We start from the raw sequence: 16239 nt of genomic DNA on the forward strand, positions 1-16239 counted from the left end.
TCCGCTTATGGCTATACCGTCCGCTTTTATTAAGATATTATCTTTGGCGTTAAGCTTGGATCTTGTATTCTTAACGATATCCTCTTTATAATATCCCCCTTTGCTTTTAAAGTTATAGCTTAGCTTCTCCTTTGCGCTATTTATATTTACGTCATTTGCGGCGTTTAGGATTAAATTTGCAGCCGAGTCTATGCTTGCTCCAGTTACGGTTATATCACGAGCTGCATTTAATGCTACGCTGCCCTCGGTAGATTTTATATTTGAGATAGTGCCTATATAGGTGCTGCTTTGATCGCCGTAGGCTCTATTTAAGTTTATCTCTTTACTTAGAGTTTTATGTACTATATCTCTGCCAGCGTTTAAGCTTACGCTGCGTCCTTGTATCAAAGAGGATGCGTTTATTATATCCTTTTTGGCCGATATGCTTAGGGCGTTCGCGGCGATGATGGAGGCGGAGTTTAAATTTGATACGCTGCCCGCTTTGAGGCTCATATTTGATCCCGCGTAGATTATCCCTTCGTTTCTAAGATCGCCGTTTACGCTTAGATCTATGCTGCCTCCTGCGTATATCAAAGAAGGTGCGGAGCTAAGTAGAGTGCCGTCATCTTCCTCCAAAGAGTTCAAGGAGGTCCTTTTTTTATCATAAAGCAAGCTTAGCTTATTGTGCATATATGAAAAATCCGGTATCAGCTCGCTATAAACGTAGAAAGTATTATAAAATTTACTGCTTATAGGCGAAAAGAGATTGTTTATATAGCTAGGTCTAATGATATCTTGCATATCCGCTTCGTTATTAAGGCTAGGCGCAAGATCGTTTTTATTGAGATTTAAAGCGTTAGGATTACCGAGCCCCTTGCCTATTAAAGAGTAATCTATTTTAGAAAAAGCTTCCTTTATAAGAGTAGGAGCGTTACTAGAGTTTATCTGCCCGTGTGAGTTTAAATTTGAAATATCCCCCGCATAGCCTTTTATATCTTTTTTAGCTCCTATTATGGAGATAATAGCAGGCTGGGAGTAGTAGATATTCTTTTGATCGCTATAGCCACCTTTACCGCCGTGGCTTTTATGTTTCCATCTATACTCCGCCTGGCTCGTTATACTATGATTTAGACTTAAAGAGCGGTTGTTTAGGCTCTTTACATTTAAAGATAGATCGTTATAGGCATAAATTACGCTCTTATCGTTATTTAGCTCATCTATGTTAAGGTTGCTATCCCCTGCGGAGATTATGTTTGAGCCCATAAATTTACTTAGGCTATCTTCCGTTATATACTCTTTATTGATGCTGTAGCTTATCTGCCTTAATCTCTCCTTCTTATGAGGCTTACTTCTTCTTATGCCGAAAAGATTATCTTTTAAATTTAACGTTATAGCATCATATAGCCTAGTATCCTCCCCCGGAAGCCTGGTGTTTTTATATAAGCTTAATACGTATAGATTCATATCCTGCTCGCTAAGCTCCTCCATGATCTTAGCGTTTAGCTCGTCTGGGCTAATATTAGGATTTTGCTTAAGGATGCGCTCTTTTATCCCGGCTGCATTGACCTTTAAAGGTATGGCTACGCCGCTGCAACCCCAACCGTCACCATTGCAGGTAAAATCTATATTATAACCGGTGCTTTGAACCCTCTTTGCGAGCTCGTTAACCGAGCGGTTGTTTAGCTTTTTAGCACCGATATTAAGAGTGCCCCTTGCATATATCAAAGAGGAGGCGTTGGTTATCTCGTCAGCCTTGCCCTCCCCACCTCTTTCATTAAAAATATTTAAATTTCTTTGAGAGATGATGTTAGATAGCGCTTCGTTGCTAAGAAAGCTCGTATTTATAACTATATCCCCTCCGCTAAGTATATTGGACGCGTCTTGATTGATGATATTTTTAGCGTTTAAAGCCATGCCGTTTTGCGCATAAACGAGGGCTTTTTTGTTTATTAGGCTTTCAGAGTTTGTTATCAGCTCGCCGCGCGCGATTAAAGAGCCTAAATTTAAAATTTGCTCCTTTGCTTTTAAAGCCAAATTCCCAAGCGCTGCTATGATGCTTTCGTTTTTGATACCCTTTGCGTTTATAATCAGATCTTTATTGGAAATCAGCCTTTGCAAGGCGATAAAATTTCCTTGTAGGTTTAAGTATATATCGCCGCTTGCGTAGATCCCTCCGTTGTAGGTCAAATCGTCCTTTAGCCCAAGATATAAACTACCGTCAGAGCTTAGCTTACCTAAAGCGCTTAGACTATCTAGGTTTAAAGCGAGATCCCCTTTAGAGCTTATTAGCCCCTCTTCATTATTAAGAGCGCCTTTATTTATGATTAAATTTCCTCCGCTTAGGATAGAGCCTTTAGAGTTATCTATGTTGTCGTAGCCTAAAAGAGCGCCTCGTAGGGAGATGATCTTTGAGCTTTCGTTGCGTAGATTGTTGCCGCGCAAGCTTAAGCCCTCTTGCACTATAAAGGTAGAACCTGAAAGATTATAAAAATTTGGAATTTCGGAATCCAACGCCCTTAATACTATTAGGCTATTATCGTTTAAGAGACTCTCTTTTATATCCAAATAGCTTTCGTTTGAAAGTATCGCTCCGCCTATATTTGATATATGATCCGCGCTTATTATGCTAAGCTCGTTTTTGGAAGGAGGAATAACTCCCACTTTGGAAGGGTCTTTGGTATCGTCCAAGCCCAGCTCATTTAGCCTTTCGCTCTTAGCCGCTCCTATTACGGCTCTATCTTTGTTGCTTAGGCTTCTAGCCTCTATCTTTAAGGCAGAGCTTGAGCTTATGGAGCCCTTTATATTATCTAGCCTATCCGCTTTTATCTTTAGAGTATTAGCCTGTATATTTCCTCTGTTTTCTACCGAGGAGGCTTTTATACCCAGATTGGAGGCTGAAATTTTAGAGCCCTTTTGGTTGGAGATGGTCTTTGAGCTGATTTGGGTCTGTCCGTTAGAACCTAGCTTTCCTTCATTTATCAGATCTCCGTTAGCGTCTATCTTTAAAGAGCTGTCCGCCAAGATAGCCCCTTTATTATTGATGCCCGCTCCATCTTTAGTAGATATTATATTTATCTTGCCCGCGTACATTCCTCCTAGGGCTGAGGAGTCTATGGATACGCCCTTGGGATGCGATCCTCCTTCTTGCTCGATCTTTAGATTATCCTGCCTCAATCCGGAGTTTGTATTTTTTAAAGATACCTTACCGTCAGTCGCTACTACGTTGATCTCGTTTGCGTAAATTTTACCCTCCAGCTTTAGGCTATTAGATATTACGTTTAGATAATCTCCGTTATCGTTTAGGCCGTCCGCTCCTATATTTATAGAGCCTTCCTTGCTTATGTTTAGAGATTTAAGATGCCCGTTTTCATAGGTGGGCGTGGCGGTGCTTAACGTAGTGGAGGAGGCATTTATTATGGTAGCGCCGTTTACGTTGATGCCGCTAGGATTAGCGATGATAAGATCGGCTTTTCTGCCCGCTATCTCAATATTACCCTGTAAATTTGAAGGAAGAGGCGAGTTTACCTGATTGATTATAAGCTTAGCCTCGCCGCGATTGAGCCTCGGATTTGGCGGTATGAAGCCTGCAGTTTTACTTATAGCTCCTGCTTGAGAGTTATTAAATACCGTGCCCTCTTTAGGAGTGTTAAGCTTAGAGTATTCGTTGATAGAAATCCCCTTATCGTTAGGAGAGGCGATATCTATTTGAGTGGCGGGAGCATTCGGAGTTTGAGATACCGAAGCTCTATGATTTACGGGAGCGGAGTTATCGGGTATTATCTCGCAATATGAAAAACAGGGAGCCAGCAAACCAATAAGCAAAAGAGCGGCAAGGCGTTTCTTTGCTTGGGTAAAGACGCCGAAATATTCTTTTGTATCAGTAGGGGTGCTAAGACGCCCTGTGCCATTAAAAATAGAGCTTAAACATAAAATTTGCATACTAATAACCTCCGTTTGCGATGGGTTTATATCTTAAATTTCTTGAATACTTTCTTAAAAAAATAGTAAATTTCAAATATTTTATTTAAAATTTGTTTGAATTTGTTTTAGGGCTCGATTTGGGCGCAGGACTGCTATTTCTCGGCTCTTAGTACGGCGTATCTGCGCTAAAATAGTTAGTAAAATTTACTAAGAGTTATATAGTCTTCGTTTATATTAAATGCCGCGATAAGCGCCGATAAAATTTCGCTAAATTTTTAAACGATAAATTTAAAAGTCGTAGCTTAAAGAGAAATTTAAAGCAGGACTATCCGTTTTAAAATTTTCCGGTTTGCTGATAGGAAAAGCCGCCAAAAGATCATAGGTAAAAGAGCCCGAGATGTTTCCTCTCAGACCTACACCCCCTCCGCTAAGCATTTCGCCCTCTGCTGGATAATCTTTTCCCCTAGAGCTAAGCTTGCCGACATCAAAGGCCAGGTAAACGCCGTTATTTTTAAAATACTTATATTCCAAGGTATTTCTTATATAAAAGCCGCTATCTCCAAGCAGGCTCATCTGAGAGTCAAATCCTCTAACGCTATAGTATCCGCCGATATTTAGCCTATCTATAGGGCTAAGATGGGTGCTGGCTCTTCTTGCGTAGAGTTCCAACTCGTAGCTTAAAGGGATAGCGGAAGATTTGGTTTTAAAATTTAACGCAGCGTTTATCAAATGATATCTAGAGCTCCCGCCTCCGAAGTCTTCATCGGACGCTCTTAGAGCGTTAAACGCTCCCGTAGATTTTAGGTACGAAAGCATCATCTCTACCGAAGAGTTATCAAAGAATACCTTGGATTTTAGCCCTGCCTCATAGCCGCCTTCACGCTTTCTTTGGTTGCTAAGCTCATAATCTTGTATATAGTTTTTATACTTTTTTTGCCAAATTCTAAAAAACAGAGAATTTTTGGAGTTTTGATTTCTAAAATATACGTAGTTAAGATCCAAATTTCTTCTAACGCTGCTTCCGCTATAGATATAAAGCTCATAAGCTCCGGGCACTATTTGATCGTAGGTGTATCTGTTCTGCCAAAAGGATAGAGAGAAGTATCCGAAAGGTATATTAAAGCCCGCATAGTAGTTAGCCGATCTGCCGCTTTTGCTATCATCCCCTAAAGATTTTTTATCTCCTCTTAAAAAATTCCTACCGTAAGAAGCAAATACGCTCTCGTTTAATCCAAGTAAATTTAAGCCGTAAAGCATAACCGTGCCTTGGTATTTGCCGCTAGATTTGGAGCCCAGATTATCCGCGCTTAGCCTAAGCAGCAAAGGAGAGCTTTGTTGCTTAGAGATATTGATATCGGAGTAGCCCTGCTTTGCGGAAGGGCTTAAGCTTATCTCCGCCTCGCTTCTTGAAGCGGCATTGAAATTTTCCATAGCCTGCTCCAGATCTCTTAAATTTAAAAACTCTCCCCTCTTATCGCCGCCAAATGCGGTAAAGATACTTCTTTGGTTCTTGGCTTCAGAGCCGGGCTCAAGCGATATCTCGCCTATGCGTCCGGGATGCAGAGCTAAAAGAAGGGTGCCCGAGGAGATGTTTTGCTGGGGGATGGAAACGGACGTAGTGATAAAGCCTGCGGATATGATTTTATTGTTATACGCTCTTGCCAGAGCTAGAATTTCATCGCCTCCCAAGCAGTCGCCGCTTTTAAATTTAAGCTCTTTTAGGGTTGAGTTTAAAATTCTTTCAAACCCCGGCGGAACTGAATGATCGGAATTCGAGGTAGGACCAATGGACTTAGCGGAAGTTTTTACTTTCGCGCGCCCCAAGTTTTCATCATTCGACTTAAAGGTAGGAATACTTGAGCCAGCACCGTCTTTGGGATTGACGGCTGGAGTTTTTGGATCATCTTTGTTTTTAGATTCGTAATCTGCTTCGTTAAATTTAGAATCTGCGCTACTTTTCTGCTCATCTTGCGCTTCTGCGTTAATCAGTTTGATCTCATAAATTTTAAAGCAAATTCCTGCTTTCTTGGGCTCCGCGGTTGCGCTTGAAGCGCGAGACTCTTCGCTGCGTATCGTTATGAAAGGATCCTCGGCGCCTTGTCTAATTGATCTTATTCTTTGCTCCTCAGAATTTATGGCGCCAGAAATATCGGCAGGGGTAGCCATAATCGCTTTAGGAGCTAAGCTTAAACCTATAAAGATAGAAGCTAGAATAAGCTTAAGCTTGACGCCGCGGGGTTGCAAAGTGGCTCCTTTAAATTTACTATCGTCATAATAGAATAACGGTTTTTGATCAAACATCAATTGCACCTATTTTTTACGATCGGAATATCGCCGCAAAAGAAAACTTTATAGCTTAAGCATGACAAAAGCATCTATTGGCATATATTCGCTTTTTATAGGCTTTGTCTTCCGCTAGGAGCTATCAATTAAAATTGGCAATAGTACATTAATTTTTTAAATTTTCGGATAAGATCTCTTGGATTTTAGTGCTAATTGAGATTTTAAATTTTATTATGCCCAGAATCTCGATCGTTTTGTAAAAATCCTTCCAGGTAAAACCCAATCTAAAAACAAACGCCTTATCCCTTCATAATTCCCTATTTTTCAACCCCTCAAAACATCCGCGATATCAGATTTTACCATTCTTTATTACCAAGCCTTTTCTATAAGAAACGACGGCATTTCTGAAAAACAAGGGGGCTTCTATAAACAATAAAATTTCCCGGTATTTTTTATTCTCACGTTATAATAAGAGTGGCAATCTTTAAATCTATCGCAAAGGAGCAACTTATGCATTACAAAATTTTAAAAGCAAAGCACAAAAAAGTGGATAATGTAGCTAGATAACTTTATCGGGGGTCTGTTTTAAAAACTAGATCGTCTTTGTTCTTAGAAAAAACTTTCATAACCGTTTATACTTTAAAATTTCATATATTTTCATAGGAGAGATTATAAAAGTTTTCAAAGAGTTTAGAGCTAATATACATTTTTAATATATAGTGGTTTCTCTTAAACTACCTGTATAATCTAGCGTTTTTAGTATTTGAAATTTTTTGAAAAAATTTGGAAAAGCCGTAAAACAGGGCTTTTAAAAAAAATCAAAAAACTAAAAATAGGGGAAAAATTTGATAGATGGTGTCCCCGACAGGATTCGAACCTGTGGCCTCAAAATTAGGAATTTTGCGCTCTATCCTACTGAGCTACGAGGACAAAATCGGCAATTTAATCGCCGATAATATTCATAACGTCGTCTAGTTTTTTGTGAAGATCTTTGTCGTTGATGGGCTTTGTCATAAAGTCATAAGCACCTTTATTTAAAGCCTCTCGTTTAGCGGTCTCGTCCGTCGTAAGGACAATGACGGGGATATGAGCTATACTTTCTCTAGCGTGAAGATTATCTAAAAATTCCAGCCCATTCATCACAGGCATTACGATATCTAATAAAATCAAATCAACGGGCTGAACTTCGAGTACGGCAAGGGCGTCCAAACCGTTTTTGGCTTGGAGTATGGTTTGGAATTTGCCGTATTTTTTTAGCATAACTTCAAGTAGCTTTAAATTTATAGCGTCGTCATCAACCGTTAAAACTTTCAAATCTCTCATTTAAGACCTCATCCTTATATATATTTTTGTGCGAGTTTCTCAAGACCCGACTTGGTGATATTGTAGCTAGCGACTTCGCTAAATAGTGGATTTTCATCGTTGTCGTTAGAAAACAACACTAGCTTGGTCGCAGGCGCTTTTCGGCGCAAGCTCTCTAGCGCCGCTAAGTCTAGCCCTGCTAGCTTTTTATCAATCAAAACAAGCTTATAGCTGCCCGTAGCCGCCATAGAAATAAGCTGGTCGAAATTGCCCGCAATTTCTACGTCTTTATACTGATGTTTTAATATGCTGGCAAAAATTTTACTTTCCATAATGTTTGCCTTGCATATAAGTATATCTTTTGTCGGCACACGCGCGCCCTTAGCTTTCACTACGTCATCAGAAACTATGCTTTTTTTAGGAACTAGCTTCATTATCGTCTTTGGCACTTTGACAGTTTTAATGACAGTCTTAGGCACCTGGCGTTTGACAAGCTTTTTAACCAGCTTCTTTGTAGTTCCACCGGCTGGCGCTGCATCAGATCGTTTATCGCCGATAAAATTATCTAGCATTTGAGCTAAGATATCCTTTTTGATCGGCTTGGTGCAGTATTCGTCAAGCCCCGCCGCCATAAATTTCTCTCTATCGCCCTTTAGCGCATTGGCAGTAACAGCCACGATCGGGATGTGGCGGAGATTATTCTCGTGTTCGTATTGCTTGATCTGCTTTGTAGATTCGATACCGTCCATAACAGGCATCGAAATATCCATAAATATGAGATCATAGTCGTTATTAGCTTTTCTGGCTTCCAGCGCCAAAAGTCCGTTTTCGACTATCGTCAAATTCATATTAAAGCTATTTAACGTATGCTTCATAAGCTTTTGATTGATCTCATTATCCTCCGCAATAAGGATTTTGGCGTTATATTTTCTATTGACCAAAGGTACATTTTCATCGGCAGGATTTCGCTCTACCGGCACTTCAACCTCTTCTTCGACTTCGACATCCTCTTCGACCATAATGGTTTCTTCCTGTTGCTCGTCTTCGTATACGGTGACGGGTACCTCGACCATCTCCTCTTCCTCAGGTTGTGGGATAACTACCGGTTCAACTTTTACGCTAACAGGCTCAATCTCCGGCTCTTCGACATGAACGTTTTGAGTAGCAGGCTCTGTCTTTGGAATAGACACCGACTCCGGCTCAATACTTGGCTCTTCGGCAGGAATATTTTGAGCTGCCGGTTCTACTACTGGCGTTACCGGTTCAGACTCGATATTTGAAATCTCTTCAAGTTTTGGCTCTATAGGTTTTAGTTCAGGCTCAATTGCTACCGGCTCTGGCTCAACAGCGATAGGTTCTGGTTCGATTGTATTTTCAGTTGGAATTTCAGGTTCTGAAAGTTTAACATTTGGAGCCTCATCTTCATGAGCAGAAACACTTGAAGTATCAGGCTTCGAAGCTTTAGCGATAGGAATTTCAGACTCGGTTTTAATGGCTACCGGAATTTCTTCTTCTACGCTTGGAATTTCAACCTTTTTGGTAGGCTCTTGCACCTTGGCACTCGGTTTGATATCTGAAAGATCGATCTCTATATCAGGAATTTCAATCTCAGCCTTAGGCGTCTCAACCTTAGCCTTTGGAATTTCTACTTTCGCAGGCTCAGCCTTTACTTCTTCCTCCTCTTTTTTAATCTTAGGAAGCTCTATTTCGATATCAGAAAGATCAATGCTAGGAGTTTCGGCTTTAGGAGCCTGGGTCTGCGTTGCATGTGTTTTGAGCCCCACAAAATCATCAGGAATTTCCAAAGATATAGGCTCATCGATATCGGTCTGGGCATCCTTTGTGCTTGAAGACTCTACTTTTGGCTTTTCTGCGCGCGGAATTACTATTTCAGGAATATCAATATCGATCTTTGGCGATTCAGGCTCTGTCTTTTCAATCTTAATATCACTCATAGGCTCGATATCTATAGGCTTAATGACCGGCTCTTCTACTTTAGGGGCTTCTTTTTTGAGCTCTTGAGCAATACTAGGCTTACTAACAGCCTCCTCTTTATGCGCAGAATGAGCCTCGGCATCATGCGTACGCCTTCTACTTTGCAAGATAGCGCGTAGCTCGTCTGCCGACGAAGTAGTAGCATGTCGTAATTCATCAAGCTTGTTGATAATAGGTCTTTCTTTTACTACCGGCTCTTCCATAATCATTTCATCAGCGACGATAGGCTTTTCTACCTCGGCATCCAGCTTAATCTCATGCGTCTGTGGAGCAAAATCCGATCTATTTAGAGCAATTCCGGATTTTGAAATTTTATCTAGCGTCTTAACGAATTTGGTTAAGTTAAAAGGCTCTGTGAGGGTAAAAATTTTAGAATTTGAAATACTAATGCTTTGAAGCTCTTTTGGCTTAAGAGTCAAGATCGTAGGCATACTCAATATATCGCTAACCTCGCCGTAATTCTTAAATCTAGTGATAAGAGCGTCATATTTGTTATTATTTTGCGCTGAGCGAAACTGCGCGTTTGTATTAAATATCGAAATTTTACCGCCTAGCTTGCTGATATAATTTTTAACGATATCATTATACATCGTATCGGCACTATCGGCTAAAAGCGCAAAATTTAACCCTTTGATGCTTTCAAATACTGCGTCCGCATCAGTCTTTTGAGTCTCTTTAAAAGCAAGAGTGAAGTAAAATCTAGTACCCTTTCCTACGGTAGATTTGACCTGAAGCTTACCGCCCATCATCGCTACGTATTTAGACGAAATCGTAAGTCCAAGACCTGTTCCGCCGTATTTGCGTGTGATCGTAGAGTCAGCCTGAGAGAAAGCGTTAAATACATTTGCGAGCTTGTCTTCAGAAATTCCTATACCGGTATCCTCAACGCTAAACGTTACGATCGCCTCTCCCGGAGCTTTACTAGGCTCTCTTAAAATTTCAACCACGATAGTGCCGTGCTCAGGCGTAAATTTGACCGCATTGGACATGAGGTTGATAAGAACCTCTTTGATCTTCGTAATATCTCCGTATAGGTGGTGCACGAGTGTAGGATCGATGTAGAGCAGGATGTCGATATTCTTTTCGGCAGCCTTGGCGACGTAAATTTCAACTGCACTTTCGAAATCTTGGATAGGATTAAATAAGATATCCTCAAGCTCGACCTTATTACTTTCGATCTTGGAAACATCCAAAATGTTATTAATGATCGTTAGAAGGTTTTCGGACGATTTTTCGATGGTATCAACGTAATCGCGCTTCTCCTCATCCAAATCGGTATTTTTAAGAAGCTCCGTAAAGCCGATGATGCCGTTAAGCGGCGTCCTGATCTCGTGCGACATATTGGCCAAAAAGATCGATTTTGCCTTGTTGGCATCCTCCGCAGCGCCCTTTTGATACGCAATCAGATCGAGCGCATCCTCTATAAGCGAATATGCCTTGTTAACACCCTCGCTAGTCCTAACGTCGATATGCTCGTGCTGATTCGTCAAATCGCCGATTCGACTAAGCACGTTGCCGAGGTCGGTAACATTCTGTCTTAAACGTCTTGTAATACCCAAGGCAAAAACGACCAAAATAGCCGCTAAAACCCATATACCAAGAGCAATAAATAGGTTTCTTAGCCTTTGCGCTAGGTAAGTATCGGCATGCATCGCAAGCTCAGCATTGATCTTTTCAGAAATTTCACTTAGCTTTTTATATTTAAGTGTAGTAGAAGCAAACCACTCTTGAAAAGGTACGCTATAGTGTCCCTCATCCGCTTCTTGCTGCAATGTGGCTGAAATTTTAGCAGTCTCTCTTAATGCGTTTTGAAATTCCTCTCCGTCTAGAATTTTTAAAATCGCGGCTCTAGCATCCGATTCCGGCAAGAAGTAGTAATTAGGAAGCGAACTAGATAGGTTGAAACTAGCCCAAGTCCTTAGCTGTGCCTGATTCATAGCCTTGCTACCGATGATGTATTCGATAATATAGTCGCGCTCCGATGCGGTGGCATCCATCGCCTCATAAGTATTAAGCAACGAAACCGTCCAAACGGTAATATTTGAGCTTACAAGACCCTCTCTTAGCACTCGTTGGATTGTTTTTACATCATCATCGAATTTTTGAAAATATGAGCTGAAAAGCTCACCGAAGCTTTTGCTTTGAGCATCGACATCCCTTCTTACCTGCGGAAGTTTGTCTAATAAACCGTCTATATCGGTCTCGGCAGCCAAAAGCTCGTCATTACCGGTGCCGTAAGCGAAAATATCAAAAATAGTCTTTTTTACGACATTTTCACTGATATTTTTGCTTTCTTTATACTTTGCAAGCGCATCGTCGGTTTTTTTACGTTGACCCGATAGAAGGGTTCCCATACCGGGGTTTCCCTCGCTACCCAAAAACGCCGAAGTGATACCGCGCTCTTTATCTACCTGCTCTACTAACGCCGCGAGGTTGCTATTTTTAGCAATTTGCTGCTGCAAAATTCCCACTCTGGCGTAATCCTGCAAAGAGATAAACAAGAAATATGATGCAAACGCGAAAATCAAAAGTAACGGGATACCGCTAACAAGTCTCAAAGCACTTGTAGTATTTAAATTCATACAAAATCCTTCAAAGCGCAGCTTACGCGACGTTAAATTTTATTCAACCGGAGAAACGAAGTCGCTTCCGTCACGCTAGGCGGAGACGATTTAGCCGTCCTGCAAAGTTAATGGGTGATTTTACTAAACAAATCTTTAAATATAGCTTTTTGCGTTAGGTTTTCGTTAATGATTGTTTAAAATTTTTTCAGCGGTTTGAATATTAGTAAGTGATCTGATCTCATCGAAACTCGCCGCATAAATGCTCTCAAAATCGCCGTAAAAGTCCAAAAGCTTCTTCAGACTTCCTTTGCTAACGCCCAAGCTTAGCAGCTTTGAGCTTTGCAGATCGAGCTTGCGTTTGCTCTTTTGGTGAAACGAGATCGCAAAGCGGTGCGCTTCATCGCGCAGGCGTTGAAAAAACTGCAATTTTTTATCGTCCGTCGGCAGCGAAAAAATCCCGCCTTTCGTGCAAATTTTATCCTTCGCGGCTCCCTTTGCGCGGTGGGCTTTAGCGTCGATCTTCTCTTTAGAGATAGCGATTATATCGACGTTTGCTCCGACGCTGCAGATTATTTCCTCCGCCAAGTTTAGCAGAGCCGTTCCGCCGTCGATGAGCCACAGATCGGGCGCTGCAAGCTCGTCAAATTTAAGCGCGCGGCTGGTTAGGTACTCGCGCATCTGATCGTAGTCGTTATTTGAGCTAAGATGCTTGTGTCGGTAGTTTTGCTTGTTAAACTCGCCGTCTTGAAAGCTTATCATAGCTCCCACGGCCGCGGCGCCGAACATATGCGAATTGTCGAAAACTTCGATATTTACGGGCAAATTCGTAAGATTAAAATAATCCTTCAGCTCCTGCAAAAATGCGTAATCGTGCGTTTTTAGATGCTTTTTGATATTGATCTCGCAGTTTTGATATGCAATCTCGCAAATTTTACGCTTCTCGCCGATTTTCGGCGCGTAAATTTTAAACGCTCTTTCGTGCCGCTTGGATAAAATTTCGCATACCAGATCCGCGTCGTCAAACTCGTCGTAAACGTAAATTTTAGCGCACGCCACGGGAGCTGCGGCAGGAAAGGCGCTTAAGATCATCTGCTTGTAAGCGTTTGCGATATCATCGGCGCTTGGGGCTTTGCAGTTAATTATATGCGAGCTTGAGGCTGAAATTTTACCCTCGCGTATGCTAAAATGCACGGCGCAGACGAGCCCGTCGCGTGCAGCAATCGCAAAGACCTCGAAATCATCGAGCTTTGCCAGATCGACCTCGACCTTTACGTTCATCTGCTTTAAAATTTCAATCTTATCACGGATCTGCGCGGCTTCCTCAAAATTTTCTCTCTGCGCGAGCCGCGCCATCCGATCCTGAAGCTGCGGCACCATCTTTTGCGGATTTTTCAGAGCCGCAAGCGCGCTTTGCACGATACGAGCATAATCCTGCTTTGAAATTTTATCCTCGCACGGAGCGGCGCAGCGCCCGATCTGATGGAACAAACAGGCCTTTTTGCCCTTGACGCAATTTTTCTTCTGCACGAGCGGAAACTGCATGTAAAGGGTCTGTAAAATTTCCTTCGCGCCGTGAAAATAGGGACCGAAGTATCTGATATTTTTGCCCTTTACAATCTTTCGCGTGATCTCAAAGCGCGGAAAATCGTCGTCTAAATTTACGTAGATATATGGATAGGTCTTATCGTCGCGCAGCAGGATGTTGTATTTGGGCTTGAGCTGCTTGATGAAGGAATTTTCCAGTATCAGCGCGTCGCTTTCGCTGGGCGTTACGATGTATTCTAAATGCACAGCCTCGCTTATCATCTTGGCGATGCGCGCGCTTAAGCGCGGGCTCGGCGCGAGAGCGGGCGTGAAAGAGAAGTAGCTTTTGACACGATTTTTTAAAATTTTAGCCTTGCCGACGTATAACAGCTTGCCCGCGGCATCGAAGTACTGATACACGCCGGGGCTAGCAGGCAGGCTCTTAATCTCCTCTATTAGCAAGGATCAACCCTCTTATCTCTTCAAAAATTTTATAAATTTGCGGATCTTGGATTTTGTTTTTAAACTCCCCCTTTGCGCGCTCCAAAGATAAAGCTTCGCCATCCCGGCGCAAATGAGCTTTATAAATTTGCGCCCTTCTTCTGCTCATTACTCTATCTGCGACAAAAAATTTTATATCGCGGACGCCGCAAAGCTCCGCCGTCTCTCTAGCGGCTACGAAGCGCTTTAATACGTCTTTTATTAAATTTATATTACTATCGCGTTTTAGTTCGCAAAGCCCCGCCGGGTGCTTCGCGGCTATCATCAAAATGCCATCTTTGACGTAGATGAAAGCGATTAGCCTTTGCCAACTAAGCGGCAAAATCGCCAAAAACTCGCCTCTTTCTCGCATCTTGGCATATAAAGGATCTTTTCTGATATGAGCGATTATTTCTCTTGCATTTTCCATAGACGGATTTTAGCATTTTTTATCTTAGTTTTGCTTAGCGGCTGCGGATACAAAGCACCGCCTTTTTACTCGGACGCAGATAAGCAAACCGCGAACGCAAAGGCATCCGCCGCAGATGGCAACAAAACAAACGACACGAAAGGCGGCGTTAGAATTTTACGCGATAAATAGCCTACTTTTAGCTTTGCTTTGTTATACTTTTAAAAATTTTTACAAAGGAATTTCATGCAAACGGCAGACATTTTAGTGCTGGACTTCGGCTCTCAATACACCCAGCTGATCGCTAGGCGCTTGCGCGAACAAGGCGTTTACACCGAGCTGATCGCATACGACGCACCGATCGATAAGATAAAAGCAAAAAACCCCAAAGGCCTTATTTTAAGCGGCGGGCCCGCTAGCGTTTACGCCAAAGATGCGTATTTTTGCGACGATAGAATTTTTGAGCTTGGAATTCCAATTTTAGGTATCTGCTACGGCATGCAGCTCATCGCGCATAAATTTGGCGCCAGCGTCGTGCCTGCGGATAAAAAAGAGTATGGCAAAGCCTCTTTGAAACTGCTTCGCGCTAGCAGGCTATTTGGCGGCGTGGAGGATAACTCTACTGTCTGGATGAGCCATTCGGACAAGGTCGAGAGCCTGCCCGAGGGCTTTGAGGTGATGGCAAGCTCGGATGAGAGCGAGTGGTGCGTATTTGGTGACGAGACCCGTAAAATTTACGCGCTGCAATTTCACCCGGAGGTCTGCCACAGCGAGTTCGGCGATAGAATTTTAAAAAATTTTGCCAAAGAGATCTGCGGAATAACCAGCACTTGGAATATGGGCAGCTTCGCCAAAGAGCAGATGATCAAAATAAAAGAGCGCGTAGGCAGCGCCAAAGTGCTTTGCGCGGTAAGCGGCGGCGTGGATAGCTCGGTCGTAGCGGCGCTTTTGGCGCATGCGGTGCCACAGAGCCTGATAGCGGTTTTCGTCGATAACGGACTACTTCGCACTGGCGAGCGCAAGGCGGTAGAGGAGATGTTTAGGCTCAAACTCGGCGTGAGCTTGGACGTGATCGATGCCAGCGAGCTATTTTTAAGCAGACTAAAAGGGGTGGTCGATCCGGAGCAAAAACGCAAAATCATCGGCGCGACCTTCATTGAAGTTTTCAGCAAAGAAGCGACAAAACACAAAAACGTAAAATTTCTAGCCCAAGGCACGCTCTACACCGACATCATCGAAAGCTCGGTCGCAGGCTCAAGCAAGACGATCAAAAGCCACCACAACGTAGGCGGCCTGCCTAAGGATATGAAATTTGAACTGATCGAGCCTCTGCGCGAAATTTTTAAAGACGAAGTGCGCCAGCTGGGGCTTGAGCTAGGTCTTTCGCGCGAAGTCGTTTTCCGCCATCCATTCCCTGGCCCGGGTCTTGCGATCCGCATAATGGGCGAGGTAAATACGCCGAGCCTCGAGCTACTGCGCAAAGCCGACGTGATCCTGCGCGACGAGCTAAAATCAAGCGGCTGGTACAATAAAACGTGGCAGGCGTTTTGCGTGCTGCTAAACGTGCACTCCGTGGGAGTCATGGGCGATAACCGCACCTATGAAAACGCCGTGTGCGTGCGCGTGGTGGACGCTAGCGACGGTATGACGGCTAGCTTCTCGCGCTTGCCGTACGATCTGCTAGAAAATGTCTCTCGCCGCATCATAAACGAAGTAGACGGCATCAACCGCGTAGTTTACGACATCTCGAGCAAACCGCCTGCAACGATAGAGTGGGAGTAA

Annotated in this window: 8 protein-coding genes and 1 tRNA gene; 2 read left to right on the forward strand and 7 right to left on the reverse strand. The window is 42.8% G+C overall.

What is annotated here, in order from left to right; all coding sequences use genetic code 11:
* From Q0323_RS01245 to Q0323_RS01275, 7 genes are all read right to left on the reverse strand, one after another.
* A partial coding sequence (locus tag Q0323_RS01245; RefSeq protein ID WP_298050686.1) for a filamentous hemagglutinin N-terminal domain-containing protein occupies nucleotides 1–3918 on the reverse strand: 3918 nt, incomplete at its 3' end.
* Between the two features lie 270 nt (nucleotides 3919–4188).
* A complete protein-coding gene (locus tag Q0323_RS01250) occupies nucleotides 4189–6201 on the reverse strand; it encodes a ShlB/FhaC/HecB family hemolysin secretion/activation protein (protein ID WP_298050688.1) in 2013 nt (670 codons plus the stop codon).
* An 835-nt stretch (nucleotides 6202–7036) separates the two neighbouring features.
* Nucleotides 7037–7113 (reverse strand) — tRNA-Arg (locus tag Q0323_RS01255).
* A gap of 12 nt (nucleotides 7114–7125) precedes the next feature.
* Nucleotides 7126–7506, reverse strand: coding sequence for a response regulator (locus tag Q0323_RS01260; RefSeq protein ID WP_005869488.1), 381 nt, complete (start codon nucleotides 7504–7506; stop codon nucleotides 7126–7128).
* Between the two features lie 14 nt (nucleotides 7507–7520).
* Nucleotides 7521–12062: an ATP-binding protein gene (locus Q0323_RS01265; protein WP_298050689.1), complete on the reverse strand. Its 4542-nt coding sequence runs from the start codon at nucleotides 12060–12062 to the stop codon at nucleotides 7521–7523.
* Between the two features lie 165 nt (nucleotides 12063–12227).
* Nucleotides 12228–14030, reverse strand: a complete 1803-nt coding sequence (gene uvrC, locus Q0323_RS01270) for an excinuclease ABC subunit UvrC (protein WP_298050692.1) — start codon at nucleotides 14028–14030, stop codon at nucleotides 12228–12230.
* Nucleotides 14011–14400, reverse strand: a complete 390-nt coding sequence (locus Q0323_RS01275; protein WP_298050694.1) for a hypothetical protein — start codon at nucleotides 14398–14400, stop codon at nucleotides 14011–14013. The genes uvrC and Q0323_RS01275 overlap by 20 nt, the downstream gene beginning before the upstream one ends.
* A 48-nt stretch (nucleotides 14401–14448) precedes the next feature.
* On the opposite strand from Q0323_RS01275, the gene Q0323_RS01280 reads away from it, so the two are divergent.
* Nucleotides 14449–14649 (forward strand): hypothetical protein, encoded by a 201-nt coding sequence (locus tag Q0323_RS01280; protein WP_298050696.1) that lies wholly within the window; start codon nucleotides 14449–14451, stop codon nucleotides 14647–14649.
* A gap of 54 nt (nucleotides 14650–14703) precedes the next feature.
* Nucleotides 14704–16239: a glutamine-hydrolyzing GMP synthase gene (gene guaA / locus Q0323_RS01285; protein WP_298050699.1), complete on the forward strand. Its 1536-nt coding sequence runs from the start codon at nucleotides 14704–14706 to the stop codon at nucleotides 16237–16239.

Source organism: uncultured Campylobacter sp. (assembly GCF_938030145.1).
GTDB lineage: Bacteria > Campylobacterota > Campylobacteria > Campylobacterales > Campylobacteraceae > Campylobacter_B.